Below are 19,519 nucleotides of genomic sequence, written 5' to 3'. Positions count from 1 at the left end.
TATATTACTATCGACATTAATTGGTATTTTTCCAGTAACAAACAAAAAAACTTCCCTTTTTTTGAAAGGGAAGCTCTCCTCTTACTTTTTCACAACAACAACTTTCACCGCTTTGCTTTCTCTTTTTCTCACATCTGAAGCAGTCACATACAAGACTGTTTTGGCTTTTTGCGGTTTTATTTGGGCAGTAAATGCGCCCTTGTTATTTGTTTTTACTGTTTTGATGACTTTCTTTGATTTATTTTTTACTTTAATGGTCAATCCTGCACCCGCAGTCCCTTTGACCGTTTTACTTTTGACCGTTACTTTGCCCACTTTCGGCTTAGCTGGTGCTTTGCCTTTTTTGACGACTGTTTTGAGCGTCGTTGCTGCCTTTCCTTTTGAAATCTTAATGTGAAGAACTTTGTTTTTGTTCTGATGCTTGATCTTCACACTAAAGGTTCCATTTTTACCCGCTGTGCCTGTTCCAAGCAGGGTTTTACCTCTATACACAGAAATAGCAGCGCCAGCCTTTGCTTTACCTGTCACCTTTTGATGCTGATCCTCCACTTTGCTCACAGATGCATTTAGTTCGACAGCACTTAAAGCAGCAAATGCATTCAGTCTGCCATGTCCTGTCATCCAATCGACGCCTGGAATTTTCGGATCGACAATTGGCTCTTCATTTTCATCATAGAAAACGTCATCTGTGCCATCAACAGATGTAAAGGAGATATTATCAGCTGTGCTTTGCAAAATATTCCTTACTTGATTCGGCTTCAAGGTTGGATCTTTAGAAAGCAGTAATCCTGCTGCCGCTGCCACATATGGTGTCGCCATTGATGTCCCGCTCAGATATGAGACATTTCCATCTGGCATTAAGCTTGGAATATCAGATCCTGGTGCAGACATGCTCAGTCCTTTACCAAAGCTTGAGAATTCAGCAGCAATATCCATACGGTTGCTTGCGCCAATGGCCATTGCGTACTTTGATGTCGCAGGATAGCCCATTTCTGGAACGCCATCATTTCCACTCGCCACGACCACTAGTACATTTCTTTGCGCCGCGTAGTTCATTGCATATTCGATCACCCGGCTGTAGTAGCCGCCAAGACTCATGTTGATGACCTTCGCGCCTTTATCCACTGCATGCTTGATTCCAAGTGCAATATGCTCTGTATCTCCAAAACCATAAGCATCCAGCACCTTCACCGGAATGATGCCCGTATGTTGATTGAGACCTGCCATTGAGTAATGATTATCAGCTTTTGCAGCAATGATGCCCGCCACATGCGTACCGTGTCCATTGTCATCAATCGCATCTTTGTTTCGTCCAATGAGATTCGCACCTAAGTCCGTACGAACAGTCCCACTTAGATCAGTCAAACGACTGTCTACACCTGTATCCACAACTGCAATCAATGTTTGCTTCATTTTGCTTGTGCCAATCAATTTATTCATTTGATCAAACTTCACATCAGCGCCTTTTTTCCCGCTGTTTTGCCCGCTGTTTTTCAGAGGCCATTGGTATCCATACTGCACATCATTACTCAGTGCACGATAGGTTTGAACAGGCTCTGCAAATTCAACATTCGGCATACTGGACAGCTTTCTCGCAGTGCTTTTGATCACAGCTTTGCCTGCTTTTAAAGTCTTCCCAGCTGATTCTTGCCCTGCTGGCACATCATAGACATACATTCCTTTAAACAAAGGACTTACTGATTGCGATGTCACGCGGTTTTCTTGGATTCCATAGCTTTTCATCTTCTTTTTCGCCGATTGAAGTGTTTGGCCATCCTTTAGTTTAAAAATGATCTTATTCGTCTTCACATTCTCTTCTTTTACAAGCTTTTGCTTTTCTAATACATAACCGATCGATTTTCCTTCAAGCTGATCGATTCCAAGCTGTTGACTTACTGCTTCTAATTCCTTTTTTAAATAGGCAGGACTTACTTCTTTGAGCATATCAAAAAGGGAACGGATCGCCTGTTGTTCTCTCTCTGTCACAATATGACCGCTAAATGCACCATTTTTCTCTACGTCATTTAGCAGTGACTTTAATGTCAGCAAATGATTGTATACCTTTTGTTGCTCATTTTTTTGTTTGATGAGCTTCGATTTGAGAAACGGCTTTGTTTTTTGAAGCACTCGGCTCAGCTTCTGACCATTTGGTGTTTCATTAAAACGTTTATCTTCAATTGTGCGAATCGATTGGAGAATTTCGCGCCCGTATTTTTTCTCTATAATAATGATGTCAAACTCATCATCTTCTGGGAAAACAGGTTCAGAAGGCGGAAGGTTAGCTCCTTTATACCCGATTGTATATGCTGCATCCTCCTCCTCGTCACGGCTGTCTTCCTCTGACCCTAAGTAGAGCACTTTGACATAATAAGGACCTGACCATGCATGCGGGAAGTCTACCTCTGTCTCTCCACTTGCAGTGTCCACACGATATCTCGAATAAGTGTCATCCTTCATCGCTCTGTCTTTACTTGGATAGACCGATACGGATAACACTTGTTTACTTTTGACAGAAATTTTCATATGTGTATCTTTTGCCACCTCTTGTGCAGATGGCGTGATTTGGTACCATGACTCTTCCATTTCATTTTGTAATGTCCCTGAAATGACTTCACCATTTTTTAACCCAATGGCTTCATTGACATTTGTTCCTTTACTGGCAGCTGCTGCCTCGTATCCAGGTAATGCCGCCATACAGAGAATGATGGCCATGAGTACGATCACACAGGATTTGACCTGCTTCTTGAACATGAAAAGACCCCCTTATCTTTTGTCACACCTTGGAAGAATATCACAGAAATGCAATTAGTAGAATCTGTTTTTTACATAATTAAACTCGTTTTAAGCTAGGATTTGAGATAACAGAGTACAAGACAAATAGCTTCATAAACTTTTTGCCATTTCAAACGGAAAATGATGCTATTTAACCTTGCAGAAAAGTACATTACAATCAATTTGTAAGCGCTTAACAAACAAGAGAGAAGGGATCAGCTTGTTCCAAAAAGATCATGTTTTCACACAAGTAAACGGACGATCAAAGAATGAGATTTTACAATACATTGCCGAGAAAGCTGAAGACCTTCAGATTACAAACGATCAGGCGGGGTTATTATCAGATTTGTTGATTCGCGAAGACGAAGTTTCAACAGGACTTCAGCAAGGCTTCGCCATTCCTCATACAAAAAGCTCCGCTGTACAAACGGCATCACTTCTTTTTTTAGAGCTGGAACAACCGATTGAATGGGGCAGCTTCGACGATTTGCCCACAAGCTATTTATTTACACTGCTCGTTCCATTAGAAGAAGCAAATGTCACACACCTGAAATTACTGTCAGGGATTGCGACAAGCCTCATGGAACCGGCTTTCATCGAAAAAATACAACCAGGTCAAACCGCTAACTATTATTACGAAGTCATTGAACAACAATTGAAAGAGGGGATTACACAATGAAAATTGTCGGTGTCACTTCATGTCCAGCAGGGTTAGCTCATACACCAATGGCAGCAAAGGCATTAGAGAATGCGGGTAAACAGCTCGGTCACGAGATCAAAATCGAGCAGCAAGGAATTATGGGACAGGTAAATGGCATTACAGCAGAGGAAGCAAAGCAGGCAGACCTCTGTATCATTGCCTCCAATCAGCATATCAACGATGCGGAACGTTTCTCAGGCATTCCCACAGTACGTGTCGAGATTGGACGCGCTTTAAAAAATGCCGAGCAAATCATCACAAAAGCTGTAGCACTTGTTGAAAAGAAAAAATCTGAATCTTAATAAACGTGAGCAATGCCATATAGAAAGGAGCAAAGCAAAATGAAAGCAAAATTAAAAGTCATTGAAGGCCATCTCATGACCGGTATTTCTTATATTCTTCCTGTGATCATCGGTGCCTCCCTTATCGTTGGTTTAGCAAAACTAGTCGGTTTAGGATTTGGTGTTTCAGATTTAAACGCCTATAAGGATGCTGGCGGCATACTGCACGGTGCCTATTTAATGGAACAGGTTGGCTGGACAGGCATTGGCTTAATGAACGTCCTACTCGCTGGATTTATCGCCTATTCGATTGCGGATAAATCAGGGCTTGCAGCCGGCTTCATCGGCGGCGCCCTTGCCAGCTCAACAAATGCTGGATTTATTGGTGCTGTTATTGCAGGCTTCTTCGCAGGATATGCCGCTCTCTTTGTGAAACGAAAAATTCAAATTCAAGGCTCCGCAGCCGGACTTGTTCCTCTGCTCATCTTACCGCTTATTACCGTCGGCTTAACTGGACTTCTCATGTCCGTTCTGCTGGGCGGGCCATTAGGTGCTTTGAACACGGCTTTAATTGAATGGATCAAAGGTATGGTCGCTGACGGGACAAGCACACTCGCACTCGCTCTCATTTTAGGTGCGATGATTGGCTTTGACCTTGGGGGACCAGTGAATAAATCTGCTTGGATGGCTGGTAATGCGCTCTTCCTATCAGGCGTCTACCTTCCTGCCATTCTCGTCAATATTGCGATTGTCATCCCGCCGCTTGGATACGGGCTTGCGACATTGATTCGAAAACGCAACTTCTCTCCGACCTTTAGAGAAGCCGGACGTGGCGGTCTTGTCATGGGCATTATCGGTATTACAGAAGGGGCGATTCCTTTTACCCTTGTCAATCCATTAAAATTGATTCCGCTCAATGTTGTCGCATGTGCTGCTGGAAGCGGGGTCGCTGCATTATTAGGTGTTCATGATATCATGCCGCCAATTGGCGGGCTATACGGATTCTTCTCCGTCGGAAACTGGTGGGCCTATTTAATCGGAGCCCTCACTGGTGCACTCGTCATCGGTATTGGTGCCAACCTGCTTGTCAATTTCTCTGAGAAAAAAGAACCAAAAACGCCAGAGCATGATCAGAAACAGAAAGAAGAAGACGATTTTGACCTTGTACTAGAAGGATAATTTGCACATAGAAAGGTGTCGTTGATCAATGACTGTCAATGTACATGTGATTCCACATACTCACTGGGACCGGGAATGGTATTTCACCACCTCCCGCTCCCGTATCTACTTAATGAAAAGCGTAATGGACATTTTAGACACCCTTGAAACAGATGACAGGTTCCATTATTTCATGCTCGATGCCCAAGCATCCTTATTGGATGATTACTTGAAATGGCGCCCTGAGGATGAAAATCGAATCAAAAAGCTCGTCACAGCCAAACGTCTCATCATCGGCCCATGGTATACCCAAACCGACCAACTCGTCATTTCGGGTGAATCCATTGTACGGAACCTGCAATATGGAATTGAACGCTGTCAGCAGTTCGGTCATGTGATGAAAGTCGGCTATGTCCCTGACTCTTTCGGTCAATCCGCACAAATGCCTCAAATTTACCACGGATTTGGTATTGTGGATACGGCTTTTTGGCGCGGTGTTTCAGATCATATGACGAATCACACCGAATTCAATTGGCAAGGTGCTGACGGAAGTGAAGTCTTTGCGGTGAACCTGCCATTTGGCTACTACTACGGTGGAAATATTCCTGAAAAGGATGAGGACTTACAAGCCTTTTTATCTGAAAAAATCGGTGCGTTGCAAGCTAAGGCCACCACAAAGAATGTCTATTTCCCAAATGGCTTTGACCAGGCACCAATCCGCAAAAATCTGCCTGACTTATTAGAAAAAGCCAATGAACTGGACGAGCATCACTATCAAATCAGCAGTTTAGAAGATTACATTGCAGCAGTGAAAAAAGAGCGGACGTCTTTTGAAACATTACAAGGAGAGCTCATTCATGCGAAGCACATGCGAATTCACAAATCTATTTTTTCAACACGAGCTGATTTAAAAATCTTAAACAATCAAATTGAGAACTATCTTGTCAATGTGATGGAGCCGATCCTCACGATCAGCTATTCACTTGGACACGACTACCCGCATGACACGGTTCGTGATATTTGGTACCTCATGTTTGAAAATGCAGCGCATGACAGCATTGGCGGATGTAATAGTGATACGACGAATCAAGACGTCTTTTTCCGCTACAAGCAGGCAAAGGAAATCGCCGAGAACCTTGTGGACCTACACATGCGCCTCATTGCCATCCGACTGCAAACTGAGCAAGAAATTACACTCACGTTATTTAATACCTTGCCTTCAAAACGTTCTGAAGTCATTGAAGTTGAAACCTTTATCACGGAACGTCCATTTACACTAAAGGATGCACATGGGAGAACACTTCCGTACACAGTGAAAAGCAAAACCGATGTCACAGATTATGTGCTGGCACAGCAAATTTCCCTTAACCCAAGTAAAGAAGTGTACATGCCAAAGCAGGTATGGAAAGCCGTTTTACTGATCGAAGCCACCAGCTTACCATCCGTTGGTTATACACAAGTCAGCATGGTTTTCGATGAATCGAGCGAATCTGTATGGGAACAAACAGAAGGACATGCGATTGAAAATACGTATTATCGCATTACAGCAAACGATAATGGATCACTGGACATCACAGATAAACAAACTGGCCGGACATTTTCTGAGCAAATGATCTTTGAAGACAATGGAGACGATGGGGATTCTTACAACTATTCACCACCGCGTGAGGATCTATATGTGTCATCTATAGACCTTTCTTCAGCAGATATCGCAGTGTCTAAAAGCGGCTTGCAGGAAGAGCTCACTGTCCAGCTTACTCTTACTGTTCCATATGACTTAGAAGAGCGCTCTCAGCAAACGGTCACGACTTCACTCCCGATTACAGCGAAGGTGGCATTAAACAAAGATGAGCCTGTCATCCGTTTTCATGTCGATGTCGACAATCATGCGTTAGACCATCGTCTGCGTGTCCTCTTTGATACAGGCATCGCATCAAAAGTATCACTGAGCGATCAGCAGTTTGGAACCATCGAACGCCCAACTGAGCTCACGCAAGAGCTTGAATGGTGGAACAATGAACATTGGGAAGAAAAACCGATCACCATTGAACCGATGCAATCCTTTACTGCACTTCGTGATGAAGCATACGGTGTCGCTCTATTGACGGACTGCGTGAGAGAATACCAAATCACAGGAGAAGACTACACAACGATCGCGTATACGCTCTTCCGCTGTTTCGGAAAAATGGGGAAAGAAAACCTCCTTTACCGTCCAGGACGCGCATCTGGTGAAAAAATTGTAGAGACACCTGACGCTCAGTTGCAAGGGGCGCTGTCGTTCTCATTTGGCATGCACTATAGCAAGGACGCTGTCAGCGAGGGGTACTTAGCGCAGCTCGCCAAGCGGTATACCACACCAGTTCAATACTACGAACGGGCAGATTTTTTAAACGGGCGTTTAATTTTCTCTTTCCGAGATGAAAAAGAAGACTTACAATCTACTTATAGCCTGCTTGACATCGAAACAGACGGAGCCATTCTTAGTGCTCTGAAAAAAGAAGAGCATGGAAAAGGCATTGTCATCCGTCTCTTCAATCCATTTTTGACGCGTCAAACAGCCGCTTCAATCAATAGTTCATCTCTACAACACGGAGAAACAGCGAATTTAGGCGAAACACCTGAAGGACATATACTCAAAGCACAACATGGATCATTACACATTGAACCGCTCACACCTTGTCAGGTACAAACCTACATTGTAAAGAAAAAATGAACATGTAGGGGCGGGATCCATTTGGATTCCGCCCCTCTTTAATGGAGGGCATTGATCATGCGAATTGGAGGCATTGAAGCAGGCGGAACAAAATTTGTCTGCGGCTACGGAACAACAGACGGAACGATTGAACATATGACTTCCTTTGCAACAGGAAACCCAATTGAAACATGCCAGCAAGTGATCGATTACTTTACAAAGCATCCTGTCGATGCCATTGGCATTGGGGCGTTTGGGCCCGTCGATGTAAAAGAGCACAGCCCAAGCTATGGGACGATTTTAGAGACACCCAAAACAGCTTGGCGCCAATTCCCTTTCCTCTCTACCTTAAAACAAGCACTTGGGCTCCCGATGATGCTTGATACCGATGTGAATTGTGCAGCACTCGGGGAAGCCCGCTTTTCGCTTGAAGCAGAAAAGCCTGCTTCTTTGGTCTATATCACTGTGGGAACTGGGATTGGTGGCGGTGCCTATATTGAACATCGCCTCATTCACGGGTTGCTGCATCCAGAAATGGGTCATATCACAGTGCAGCGGCACCCTCATGATTCCTATGGTGGCTGTTGCCCTATACATCATGACTGTTTAGAGGGACTGGCATCAGGTCCTGCCATAGAAGGGCGCTATCATACACTGGCACCCATGCTGCCAGAGGATCATTCTGCCTGGTCACTTCACGCCTACTATCTCGGGCAGATGACCGCCAATTTATTACTCACCCTTTCACCAGAACGCATCATTCTCGGCGGAGGTGTGATGAAACAGCCCGCTATGCTGCCGCTCATTATTGAGGAAACAGAAAAGCGGCTTCATGGGTATTTACAACTGCCAAAACCTTTAAATAAAATTATCACCAAGCCATCCTTTGATGGATTATCAGGTTTAATGGGCGCTATCGCTCTTGGTGCTGATGCCTTAAAGGCACAAGGAGCCGCGCAATGATGATGACAGCAGATCCTCGAACCTATCAGCTGATCCAGCGGCTATTTGAAACGAAGGGGTTCGTGAAGCTAGAGGAGCTCACTGCCTCTTTTCGCTTATCTGACCGATCCATCCGTCATTTAATCAAAGAAGCAAATGAGCAATTAAAGGAAGCAGGAGCCAAGATTAAAACGATCCGCGGAAAGGGATACACCCTATTAACGAGTGATCAAGATGCCTTCCTGCTTTGGCTTCATCAGCAGAAACTTCCTGCCCGCTCACTCGTCCCCGTCATGCCAGAAGAGCGTGTACGATTCATCATGAGGAAGCTATTGCTTCAACAGGATTACTTAAAAATTGACCAGCTAGCCGAAGAATTGTTTATCAGCCGCATGACAGTCAGCAGTGATTTGAAAAAAGGACGAGAGCTGTTAGCCCGTTACGGTATGGCTCTTGTGTCAAAGCCCGGATTTGGCTTGAAAATTGAAGGAGACGAGCTACAAAAAAGAACATGCTATGCAGACTTACTCCTTGAAGAAGAGCCTGCGCTTTCTCATATCACCGAGCGGGAGCAGCTCCATTTTCCTGATATTTCTCTTGAAACCATTCGATCGATTGTCCTGACGAATCTGCATCAAGAGTCATTGCTCATTAAAGACATTGCCTTAAAAAACTTAGTCATTCACTTAGCGATTGCGATTCAGCAGACACGAAAAAACCAGCGGATACCCGCCAGTACCACTCGTACACAACGATCACCTGTTTTGATGAGAATTGCTCAAAAGATCATACATCAAGTGAGTGATACCTTTCATGTCACCTTGTCGGAGGATGAAACAGATTACTTAGTCATGCATCTATTGGCAAATCAAACGTGGAAAGAAGCCGCCCAGCATCAGACGACAGTGGAGGTTCAGCAGGCGGTTGCGGTCTTTCTACAGCACATTGAGAAAATGAGCGGCCATCGATTTGCAGATGACAACATCCTGCAGCAAGACTTGATGCTTCATATGAAACCATTATTAAATCGAATCCAATATGGCGTATCCTTACAAAACCCGCTGTTGCATGAAATCAAAACGTCCTATCCATACCCGTTTGATTTGGCTGTCAGCGGGCTGAATGCCTTACAGCTGGTGCGGACGCCAAATGAAGATGAGGCGGCATATGTTGCCCTGCATATCGCTGCTTCATTTGAAAGAAGTCAGCTCGACACATCGCAAAAAAAGAGAGCGATTATCGTGTGCGGGTCTGGATTAGGGACGGCAAGACTGCTTGAAATTAAGTTGAAGACAGCCTTTCAGCATGAACTGGACATCGTCGAGCTTTATTCCTATCAGGATTATCTCATGAGCACCACCCTTCCCTGTGATGTCATCATTACAACTGTCCCACTCGCATCAAAGGGAAAACCAGTGATACAGGTCAGCGCCTTTTTTGAACAACATGATGTACAGCAAGTGAATGAGGTCATTCATTTATTAAATGGACACGGGACTCCCTCGCAAGAACTGATGGCGTTTTTTCAAGAACGATTGACCATATTGAATGCTGACCTATCCGGTAAGGACGAGGTATTAGACGCATTATGCAGCCGTTTAGAAACGTATCACCTAGTATCGTCTTCTTTTCGATCCTCGGTGCTTGAGCGGGAGCAAATGTCATCTACCTATCTTGGAAAAGGAATTGCCATGCCGCACCCGCTCATCACAAATGAAGGCACATCCTGCGTAGCCATTGCACACTTAAAACAGCCGATTGATTGGCAGGGAAACCAAGTATCACTTGTCTTTTTATTAGCCATTCATAAAGATGACGCAGCCTACATGAATCAATTCTTTGAACAGGCCGTCGATTTACTGGACAATCCAAACCGCATTCACTCCCTGAATCAATCAAAAACCTTTGATGAGCTAATGAATGCGTTGTTTCAATAAGATCAAACAAAAGGCCGCCCAGCTGTTGATGAGGCGGCCTTCGTGTGATTGAGAATCATCAATCGTATATGACATTTTTTCCTTCTTCACTTAATTTCTTTAAAGAGCTCAGCATATGTTCAATTTCTTCATCGGAATGTCTTTCCCATGAACCTAATTCTGCGACGATTTTCAAAGGGGATTTCGACCGATAAGAACGTGTTGGGTTGCCGGGAAATCTTTTGTCTGTCAAATTCGGATCATTTTCAAACTTGCCTAACGGTTCTACAAGATAAATTCTCTCTTTCGCATCAGATCTTGCTAATTCAGCACCCCATTTGGCTGCGTTTAATGTTCCGGTGAAATAAATATGGTTTGATTTTTTCTCCTGAAAATTGGATAAATACTGCGGTTCAAGCAGATCCCCAATCTTCAATTCTGCTTTCGTCCCATGAAAAAATGGACCAGGGTCTAAAACTTGTTGCTTGTCATTCATACAGCCACGCCCCTTATCGTTTTTGACTTGCGTATAACAGTATACGGCTTCATATGGGCGAGAAACAGTCTATAAATGAGATGATATTCGGGGTATAATGATAGTAGAGAGTAAGATGTGATTTGTCACCTCCAGAAAGTTAAAAAACAGCAAGAATACATACAAAGCAGTCTTATTAAAATAGATAAAAAGCTATTAGAAGCCATAAGAGAAACTCAAGAAACTAAAAAATTAATTGCGGCAACGAAGCAGGATGAAAAAAACATAATCATTTAAATTTTTCAGGAAAGGTGTAATGAGATGATGAAAGATAGGGATAAGATTTGTCATATTTATGCTCAAAAAAGTTGGCATATGGATTCTTATATTATTGGTAATCGTGAGGGTTTATTAGAATTAAAGAGTGCTATTGACCAAGCATTGAAAAGTAATGTTGGTCAAGCTGAATTGTTTCCATCAGATTTAGAGGATTATACAACTTACGTTGCTTTAGTCGATGACAAGGAAGAGTTGGATTCACTTATTATGCCTTACATTGATGAGGATAATGATGATGAAAACTTGATACATCCAGTTGATATAGTTACAAGTCATGAAGAGAAAAAAAACCCTAAAAATTAGGGGTTTTTTAGTGTAATATTGTTTCTCCTGGACTTGCTTTGTATTTCTTTGGTACTGATGCTCTGAGAGCATGGTGTATTTTATCTTTTGGGGCTACATGGAAATGCCAATACCAAGTTGAAGTTTTTGGTATTAAAGGGATTTTTCCATTGTCTACAGCAAATACTCTTGTTGTTTTTTTCTTTCCTTTGTGTAGGACGACAACTAAACTTCTAAGTTGTCCTTTATCATTTCTTACATCCCATTTAATTTTGTAATTTTTACCGAATCCTTTTATTCGATTTTTTAGATATTTAAGTGCTGTTCTTGCGCCTTTTGATCTGATGACCATTAAAGCTACCCTTCCTACGGTCATTGCGATTGGTACGAAGAATATTGGTAGTGCTTGTGTTGTGATTTCACTCTGACTACTTTTGGAGTCAAGTTGTTTCATTCGGTTTTCTAAAGCTAAAAATTCTTCATTGTTGAAATATTGATCAATCACTTTATTTTGTTCTGACTCTGTCATGTTTTCAAATTCTTTTTCTGTAAATGGAAGGCTTTCTATGTATTCCCCCATTTTCATTTCAAGTTCGTCTAATTCTTTGTTAGCTTGTTCATTTTGTAGAACCGTCGGTGTTACTAACGCTTCTAATTCTTGTGAATGGATAGAGTGTGTTTCTGCTGATGCTTCTGATGAAAATGGAGACCCTATTGATATGACAAGCGCTAGGGTAATTAGGACTAAGAGTGTTTTTTTGAACATTTTGTTTATATTCCTCCTTTTGTATTAAATTCCAAAATCAAGGGTATCAAATCAAAATGAGTGTATCAATGTATTTAAGATAGATTTAAGAAAATTACTTTTTTGGTTGCGGTGTCCGCAATCATTTTTTTATTCTTTAGAACTTCGTTTTGATGAAAATTTCTGTGGTAGACAAATGATACAAGCCGAAATGCATATGGTCCTTAACAATGGCGCAAGATATTCTCAACACAATAGCAAAGAAAGCTATATCAGTTTTTTTACAAAGTAGCGCAATGTTTATACAGGCAGGCCTTCCACCTGATGTAGCATTCGAAACAGCAAAATTTCTTCGGATTATAAAAGAAAGTAGTTTATTAGGCTGTTAAAATCAGGCTATCTTTTTAAAACAACTCAAATAATATGATCTTGCCAATAAAATGAAATCAAAAAAGCCAACCACCTCATAAGGTGATTGGCTTTTTCATATGTTATTCCCCGATGTTCTCTCCATTTTGCTGAATTAATGTTTCATACCAGTAAGAGCTCTTTTTACGAATTCGCTTCAGGTCTTTTAGGTCAAATTCATCACGGTTGACGTAGATGAATCCGTAGCGCTTGGAGCATCCTTGGTGTGTGCTGATTAGATCGATTGCAGACCACGGGCAGTATCCGAAGACCTCGACGCCGTCTGTGATCGCCCATTTGATTTGCTCGATATGTTTTTCTAAATAATCAATTCGATAGTCATCTTGAATCGATCCATCTTCTTCTAATTTGTCGAAAGCACCTAATCCGTTTTCCGTGATAATAAGAGGTAGCTGATAACGGTCATAAATCTCACGCATCGTTGATCGGAAGCCGACAGGGTCAATCTCCCAGCCAAACGCATTTTTACTGAGGAACGGGTTGTTGCCGCCTTTGTATACGCCATCTTCACCAGATTTCAAATGCTGATCTCCGCCGCGAGCAAATTCATCGTTGCCATCTCCTTTACTCGCTTCAACCGTTTGAGATGTGTAGTAGTTAAAGGCAATGAAGTCTGGCTTCGCACTTTTCAAAATATCCATATCTCCCTCTTCAATGACAGGAAGAATGTCTTTTTCTTTCATGTATGCCCAAGCAAGGTTGTTATAGCGGCCGTAGACAGCCATATCAAGATACAGCCAGTTGCGGATCGCATTGTAATTCGCCGCAGCAAGTACATCCTCAGGCTTTGGAGAAGCCGGATAAATGAGCGCAATGTTTGGCGCTGGTCCAATTTTCGCTTCAGGCAGCATTTGATGACAAAGCGTCATGGCTTTCGCTTGAGCGACGAGCATATGATGGTTCTGCTGATACAGTTCTTTTTTCGGATTTTCTAAATTTGGATCAAGTGTACCAAGCGCTGATCCATGTAAGATCATCATGTTTTGTTCATTAATGGTCAGCCAATATTTCACCTTCTGACCATACTCCTGAAATAGAACCTTTGCATACCGTTCAAACGCATCGACTGTCGCACGATTTGACCAACCGCCTTTTACTTGAAGTGCATGAGGCAGATCAAAATGATACATTGTCACGATTGGTTCAATATCATAACGGCGCAACTCATCGATGAGAGAATGGTAGAATTCAATCCCCTTTTGATTGATCTCCCCATCTCCATTTGGAATGATCCGTGTCCATGCAATAGAGAAACGATAAGCCTTCAAACCCATTTCTGCAAACATCTTCACATCCTCTTTATAGCGGTGATAGTGATCGCTTGCGACTTTAAAATCTGTTGTTCCTTCAGGGTAACTTGCTCTCATATCAATGACAGATGGTCCTTTGCCATCCTCGTTCCATGCACCTTCTACTTGATAGGCGGAAGTAGATCCGCCCCAGAAAAAGTCCTTTGGAAATGGTGTTAGTGTTGAATATCTCATATTTTTTCCTCCTTTTGATTAAACGAGATGTAAAAATGATTGCCCAGGTGTAATTTGTTTTTCTTCTGTTTCTATGATATCGCTAAACTCACCTGAATTGGTAATAATCACTGGTGTTGTGACGGACAGGCCGGAAGCTTGGATGGCTTCAATATCAAACTCCGCAAGCAGTTCGCCCTCAGTGATGGTTTGCCCCTGTACGACCTTCGGGGTAAAATGCTGACCGCCTAATTGTACGGTATCAAGTCCAATGTGAATGAGCACTTCTGCTCCGCTTTCAGAAGTAAGGCCGTACGCATGACCTGTTGGGAACACCGTTGTCACGACTCCTGATACTGGTGCAAACAGCTTGCCTTCTGATGGAATGATGGCTGCACCCTTTCCTAATGCACCGGATGAGAATGCCTTATCCTGCACTTCCTCTAGCTTGATTACCTCACCCTTTAAAGGACTTTTCACATGAGCTGCTTTGACCCCATGTTCGTTTTCCATTGTTGGCGCGGAAGCCGGTGCCGGTGTTTCATCTTCATCTACTGGATCCTTAAATCCAATCAAGTAAGTCAAGACGATGGATAGAACAAACGAGACCGAGATTCCGATGATGAATCCTGTAAAACCTTGTCCGTAGAAAATCGGAAGTGTCAGTAAACTTGGAAGTCCTGACGCAATCGCAATACTTTGTGAATAACCGATGATTGCACCGCCGACTCCGGCAGAGATAACGGCTGCAATAAATGGTTTTTTCAAACGAAGCGTAACCCCGTATACAGCTGGCTCTGTGATCCCAAACACGGCAGAAACCGCTGTCGATCCAGCCAATGATTTCAGCTTTTTATTCTTTGTTTTCAACATAACACCAATGGAAGCACCGGCTTGTGAAAATACAGCTGGCGCAGTCGCCGGCTTGATATGGTCTTTCCCATGGACGGCGATATTATTTAAAATGACTGGCACTAGACCCCAGTGGATACCGAAGATCACAAGAACCTGCCATGCCATCGCAATTAAAGCACCTGCAAGTGTAGGACTAAAGGAGAATACTTTCAGCAAGACAGCGGCAATGCCGTTCCCTGCATACACACCAAATGGTCCAAATACAATGAGTGTCAGCGGAACAACCGTGACAAGTAAGATCAGTGGTGTAATAAAGTTTTTGACACTTTCATGAATGACTTTGTTAAAGAAACGTTCGATATATCCCATGACAAACACTGCCAAAATGATTGGAATAACCGTTGATGTATAAGACATTAAGACGACTGGAATACCGAAGAAGGTCACATCTCCGCCGCCTTTTGACAATTCTTGAATGGTAGGGTAAATAAGTGCACCAGCAATCGTCACAGCGACAAATGGATTCGCTTTAAACTTCCTCGCCGAAGTGAATGCGAGCAGTAATGGCAAGAAGTAGAACAAGCTGTCAGACGCAGCAAATAAAATTTGATACGACGTATCTTCAGGTGATAACCATTTTGCATTGATACAGATACCTAATAGACCTTTTAAAATACCAGCACCCGCCATAACACCGAGAAGTGGTGTGAAAATACCAGAGACAATGTCGACGAATTTTCCGAAAAGGCTCGTGCTCTCTCCACCAGATTTTGCAGATGAAGAAGTGGACTCCTCTAATAGATTCGTAAACTCTCCAATCTCTCGATAAACCTCTGGTACAGTATTCCCAATGACGACTTGAAATTGACCACCGCTTTCCATAACGGTTACAACGCCATTTAATTTTTCAATGGCTGCTTTGTCTGCTTTTGATCGGTCATTTAATGTGAAGCGAAGTCTCGTAGCGCAATGGACCAGTGAATGAACGTTTTTCTCTGTGCCAATGTGTTTCATAATGTCTTCTGCTAATTGACGATAACTCATACAAAAACCCCCTTTTTTTCAAAAAAATACGTTTTTAGGCAAAATAAAAACCTAAACGGGCACCAAAAATAGTCGCAACTTGCTATTGCGCTTTTTCAGTGAACGTTTAGGTTTTGCCTGCCGAACAGTCACAATCCTCTAAGACGATCATTGTGAAACCGTATTCTTTTATGTTTATGAGCAAATAGTACCACTCAACTTTTCTCATGTCAACGCTTTCTTTTAAAAACCACCTTTAATTTTCTCGTTTGATCAATCGATTCAAATGAATGGATAGATACAGCATCTCCTCTGATGTAAGGTCTCGGTGATAGGTTTGATAGACGTATTCTGCGATTTTCTTTGCACATTCGTATGCCTTTGGATATTTTACCTTGATCAGTTGATACAAGTCCTGATCTTCGCTGACAAGCATTGTTTCGTTAATCAGACGCTGGACGAAAAAGCGTAAATGCGTGAGAAAACGATAAAAGTTGAGTGAGTCTTCATCAAATTCCATATTGAGGTGATATTTCACAATGGTGAGAATGGCATTTACTTCTTTTGTGATATTGACCGTTGTATTCATGTCCTCATTGAGCTCTGCATTAATGATATGCATAGCAATAAAGCCTGCTTCATCCTCAGGCAATTCAATATGTAGACGCTCTTCAATCATCTCAAGGCAGTCCTTTGCGACAAGAAATTCATCTTTGTATAAGCGTTTAATCTCCCAAATGAGCGAATTCTCAATGAGATGATTTTTCTTCAATCGTTCGATGGCGTAATGAATATGGTCTGCGAGTGATACATGCAGACTTTCGTTTAATCTTCGGTTCAGTTTTGTATGTGCATATTGAATCATTTCTTCGGTCACCTTGACCACATCATACGGAACCTCCAGAAGCAGCATTTTCATCCGCTCATGAACGGAATGATCCTCTAGGCGGAAGACTTTATCGATTAATGATTCGTCTACCGGATCCCCAGGTCGCCGCTGGAACGCGATACCTCTCCCCATGACGACGATTTCTTTTCCTTGTTCATCTATTACACTAATGACATTATTGTTTAGAACTTTTTGTATTTGCAACCCCAAACACCTCCGTCTATGAACCACAATCTTCACTCAAAATATGCTCTCATCTTAACACAACTGTCAAATCACTTGGTGTTTTTATCTGACTTTGGCAATAGATTTCACCATGATTATACCCTTTCATAGCTGGTCTGATCCTTCAATTGACTGCATACAATACTCCAAGGAGGTGACCTTCAGTGAAGGCTTTTTTCTGGTCAGCATCATTTTTATTCATGCTTCTATTCACACTCGTTTTTCTAGGAATCGTGTTTTTGCTTAGTGGACAAGGTATGAATCTACTTTGGAAGTATGTACTCATCTCATTTGTCACAGCAGCGGTTTTGCGCGCTGTCACCACTTGGCTGAGGCAGCATGTGATGCATCATTTATCAAAATAAAACGGCTGCCCGTAATATTCAGGCAGCCGTTCCTTTATTCTTTGGATGATGCGGCTTCTTGCGAAGAAGTACGCAGCTCATCATTGATTTTTTTCGCATCCTCTAGAAATTCTGTTTCAAATCCACTTTTGAGTGCCCACATATAAAACAGCAAGGAAACCACTGTAATAAGAGCCATATCCCAACCATAATGAATGACATTATAACCGCCGAATTTGTCACTACCAAGGCAGGAAATGGTCATCATCACAAGTAAGTACACGACCATCCAAGCACCCGCTTTGAAGTTACGGCCGAAGCCTTTCCACTTCGATTTTGCTTGATAGTAAAAATAGATCGGAAGACCGATGAGAATAATGAATAGCACCTGACCTGTTAACGGCCATCTCGCCCAATAAAGCGTCAATGACGCAAAGACAAAACCGAGAGGAGCGATGATGCTGAGTCCTTTTATTCGAAGCGGACGATATAAATCTGTCCCTGTCTTTCTCAGCGTCATGACCGTTACTGGTCCTGTCAGATAAGAAATAAGTGTCGCAACTGATATGATTTCCGCTAGTACACCCCAGCCTCTAAATAAAAACAGAAAGATAAACGAGACAGCTAAGTTAAAAAACATCGCTGGACGAGGCACGCCATAAATAGGGTGCAGACGACCAAGTACACTTGGCATATACTTATTTTTTTCCATTCCATAAATCATGCGAGATGTCGTCGCCGTATACGTAATCCCTGTACCAGAAGGGGATACAAACGCATCTGCATATAAAATCAGAACCAGCCAGTTAATCCCAAGCGCAATGGAAAGGTCAGCAAATGGTGAGTTAAAATTCAAATGGCCCCATCCATTCACAATCATGGACGGATCGACAGCACCGATAAAGGCGATTTGTAAAAGCACATAAATCACAGTCGCAATCAAAATGGATCCAACAATCGCAATCGGAATGGATCGCCCTGGATTTTTCGCCTCACCCGCCATATTAATCGGGCTTTGGAATCCATTGAAGGCAAACACAATTCCTGATGTCGCAACAGCTGTCAGCACACTCGCCCAGCCGTTAGGAGCAATACTTGTTCCAGAAGTAAAATTCTCACTATGAAAACCTACGAATAAGAGCGCACCAATGGTTAACCCTGGAATGACAATTTTAAACACGGTAATGAATGTATTCGCTTTTGAAAATAATCCTACTGTCCAGTAATTAAGTAGAAAGTAAATCACAAGCAGCACACTGGCGACCATGAGTCCTTCTGTCGTCAACACCCCTTTTGTGACCAAATGGGTTGTCCACTTTGCCCATTCCCAAGGCCAAGAACTCATATATTGGACAGAAGCCACCGCCTCAACCGGAATGACGGAGACAATAGCGATCCAGTTTGCCCAAGCCGCAATAAATCCAATAAAAGAGCCGTGTGAATATTGCGTATATTTCACCATTCCGCCTGCCTCTGGAAACATCGATCCGAGTTCACTATAAGACAAAGCGATAAATAAAATCACAACCATCCCAATCAACCATGATAAAATAGCCGCAGGGCCGGCAATTTGAGCGGCACGCCAAGCACCGAATAGCCATCCTGAACCAATGATTGAGCCAAGACCTACCATCATTAAAGCGAAAGTTCCCATTCTACGATGTAAATGATTCATGTTCATAACACCTTTCGATTAAAATACAAAGCATGTGCCCAAATAAGCGCCTTTCTTTCATTGCAGTTCAACTTTTATTCAATTAACAAATATTTCTTTAACTAAATCTTTACCCTTGTTCATTTTTTCGCCTGCTTTATTATCTCTCAATTCTCCATTTTCTGAAATAGTCGAACATGCTTATTTCTCAAGAAAGCGCTTTTCCAATGATTCAATCTAGTAGACTGAATAACTACCTTTACCCTTATTTTGAAAAAAACAAAACAAAAAAGAAAGAGGAAATGAATCCCTCTTTCTTCTGTATAGAAAAAAGG

The 19,519-nt window shown here is 42.4% G+C and carries 15 protein-coding genes; 8 read left to right on the top strand and 7 right to left on the bottom strand.

From position 1 onward, the window contains the following. Positions 1-81 precede the first annotated feature (81 nt). Positions 82-2,751 carry a S8 family serine peptidase gene (locus tag MKX52_RS01435; RefSeq protein ID WP_342491319.1) on the bottom strand — a complete coding sequence of 890 codons (2,670 nt, stop codon included), beginning with the start codon at positions 2,749-2,751 and terminating at the stop codon, positions 82-84. 241 nt (positions 2,752-2,992) lie between these two features. On the opposite strand from MKX52_RS01435, the gene MKX52_RS01430 reads away from it, so the two are divergent. The 6 genes from MKX52_RS01430 to MKX52_RS01405 are packed head-to-tail and all read left to right on the top strand — an operon-like array spanning position 2,993 to position 10,482. Beyond that, the gene (locus MKX52_RS01430; protein WP_144495032.1) at positions 2,993-3,451 is read left to right on the top strand and encodes a PTS sugar transporter subunit IIA; all 459 of its coding nucleotides are present in this window, start codon (positions 2,993-2,995) and stop codon (positions 3,449-3,451) included. Beyond that, positions 3,448-3,774: a fructose PTS transporter subunit IIB gene (locus MKX52_RS01425; protein ID WP_012008793.1), complete on the top strand. Its 327-nt coding sequence runs from the start codon at positions 3,448-3,450 to the stop codon at positions 3,772-3,774. Before MKX52_RS01430 ends, MKX52_RS01425 begins: the two co-directional genes overlap by 4 nt. 39 nt (positions 3,775-3,813) lie before the next feature. Then, entirely contained in the window at positions 3,814-4,932 is a 1,119-nt protein-coding gene (locus MKX52_RS01420; protein WP_342491318.1) for a PTS fructose transporter subunit IIC, read from the top strand. Positions 4,933-4,960: 28 nt separating this feature from the next. Continuing rightward, positions 4,961-7,624 (top strand): mannosylglycerate hydrolase, encoded by a 2,664-nt coding sequence (mngB, locus tag MKX52_RS01415; protein WP_342491317.1) that lies wholly within the window; start codon positions 4,961-4,963, stop codon positions 7,622-7,624. A gap of 57 nt (positions 7,625-7,681) precedes the next feature. After that, entirely contained in the window at positions 7,682-8,566 is an 885-nt protein-coding gene (locus MKX52_RS01410) for an ROK family protein (protein ID WP_342491316.1), read from the top strand. Further along, entirely contained in the window at positions 8,563-10,482 is a 1,920-nt protein-coding gene (locus MKX52_RS01405) for a BglG family transcription antiterminator (RefSeq protein WP_342491315.1), read from the top strand. Before MKX52_RS01410 ends, MKX52_RS01405 begins: the two co-directional genes overlap by 4 nt. 58 nt (positions 10,483-10,540) lie before the next feature. Here the strand turns inward: MKX52_RS01405 and arr are convergent, their stop codons facing one another. Then, positions 10,541-10,957 carry an NAD(+)--rifampin ADP-ribosyltransferase gene (gene arr, locus MKX52_RS01400; RefSeq protein ID WP_088003794.1) on the bottom strand — a complete coding sequence of 139 codons (417 nt, stop codon included), beginning with the start codon at positions 10,955-10,957 and terminating at the stop codon, positions 10,541-10,543. Positions 10,958-11,257: 300 nt separating this feature from the next. Here arr and MKX52_RS01395 point away from each other — a divergent pair, with 300 nt between their 5' ends. Beyond that, positions 11,258-11,578 (top strand): hypothetical protein, encoded by a 321-nt coding sequence (locus tag MKX52_RS01395; protein ID WP_342491314.1) that lies wholly within the window; start codon positions 11,258-11,260, stop codon positions 11,576-11,578. A gap of 7 nt (positions 11,579-11,585) precedes the next feature. Here the strand turns inward: MKX52_RS01395 and MKX52_RS01390 are convergent, their stop codons facing one another. The 4 genes from MKX52_RS01390 to MKX52_RS01375 all read right to left on the bottom strand — a co-directional run bounded on the left by MKX52_RS01390 (position 11,586) and on the right by MKX52_RS01375 (position 17,165). After that, a complete protein-coding gene (locus tag MKX52_RS01390) occupies positions 11,586-12,323 on the bottom strand; it encodes a hypothetical protein (protein ID WP_342491313.1) in 738 nt (245 codons plus the stop codon). A gap of 470 nt (positions 12,324-12,793) precedes the next feature. Then, positions 12,794-14,215: a glycoside hydrolase family 1 protein gene (locus MKX52_RS01385; RefSeq protein ID WP_088003791.1), complete on the bottom strand. Its 1,422-nt coding sequence runs from the start codon at positions 14,213-14,215 to the stop codon at positions 12,794-12,796. Between the two features lie 18 nt (positions 14,216-14,233). Then, positions 14,234-16,093, bottom strand: coding sequence for a beta-glucoside-specific PTS transporter subunit IIABC (locus MKX52_RS01380; RefSeq protein WP_342491312.1), 1,860 nt, complete (start codon positions 16,091-16,093; stop codon positions 14,234-14,236). Between the two features lie 235 nt (positions 16,094-16,328). Beyond that, a complete protein-coding gene (locus MKX52_RS01375; protein ID WP_088003787.1) occupies positions 16,329-17,165 on the bottom strand; it encodes a PRD domain-containing protein in 837 nt (278 codons plus the stop codon). A 185-nt stretch (positions 17,166-17,350) separates the two neighbouring features. Here MKX52_RS01375 and MKX52_RS01370 point away from each other — a divergent pair, with 185 nt between their 5' ends. Next, positions 17,351-17,551, top strand: coding sequence for a hypothetical protein (locus MKX52_RS01370; protein WP_342491311.1), 201 nt, complete (start codon positions 17,351-17,353; stop codon positions 17,549-17,551). 34 nt (positions 17,552-17,585) lie between these two features. Here MKX52_RS01370 and MKX52_RS01365 read toward each other — a convergent pair whose 3' ends face one another. Further along, a complete protein-coding gene (locus MKX52_RS01365; RefSeq protein ID WP_342491310.1) occupies positions 17,586-19,205 on the bottom strand; it encodes an APC family permease in 1,620 nt (539 codons plus the stop codon). Positions 19,206-19,519: the final 314 nt, after the last annotated feature.

This window comes from Bacillus sp. FSL R5-0422 (genome assembly GCF_038610765.1).
GTDB classification, from domain to species: domain Bacteria; phylum Bacillota; class Bacilli; order Bacillales; family Bacillaceae; genus Bacillus; species Bacillus pumilus_O.
The sequence above is the reverse complement of the archived record's forward strand: the minus strand, read 5'-3'. Positions and strand labels throughout refer to the sequence as shown.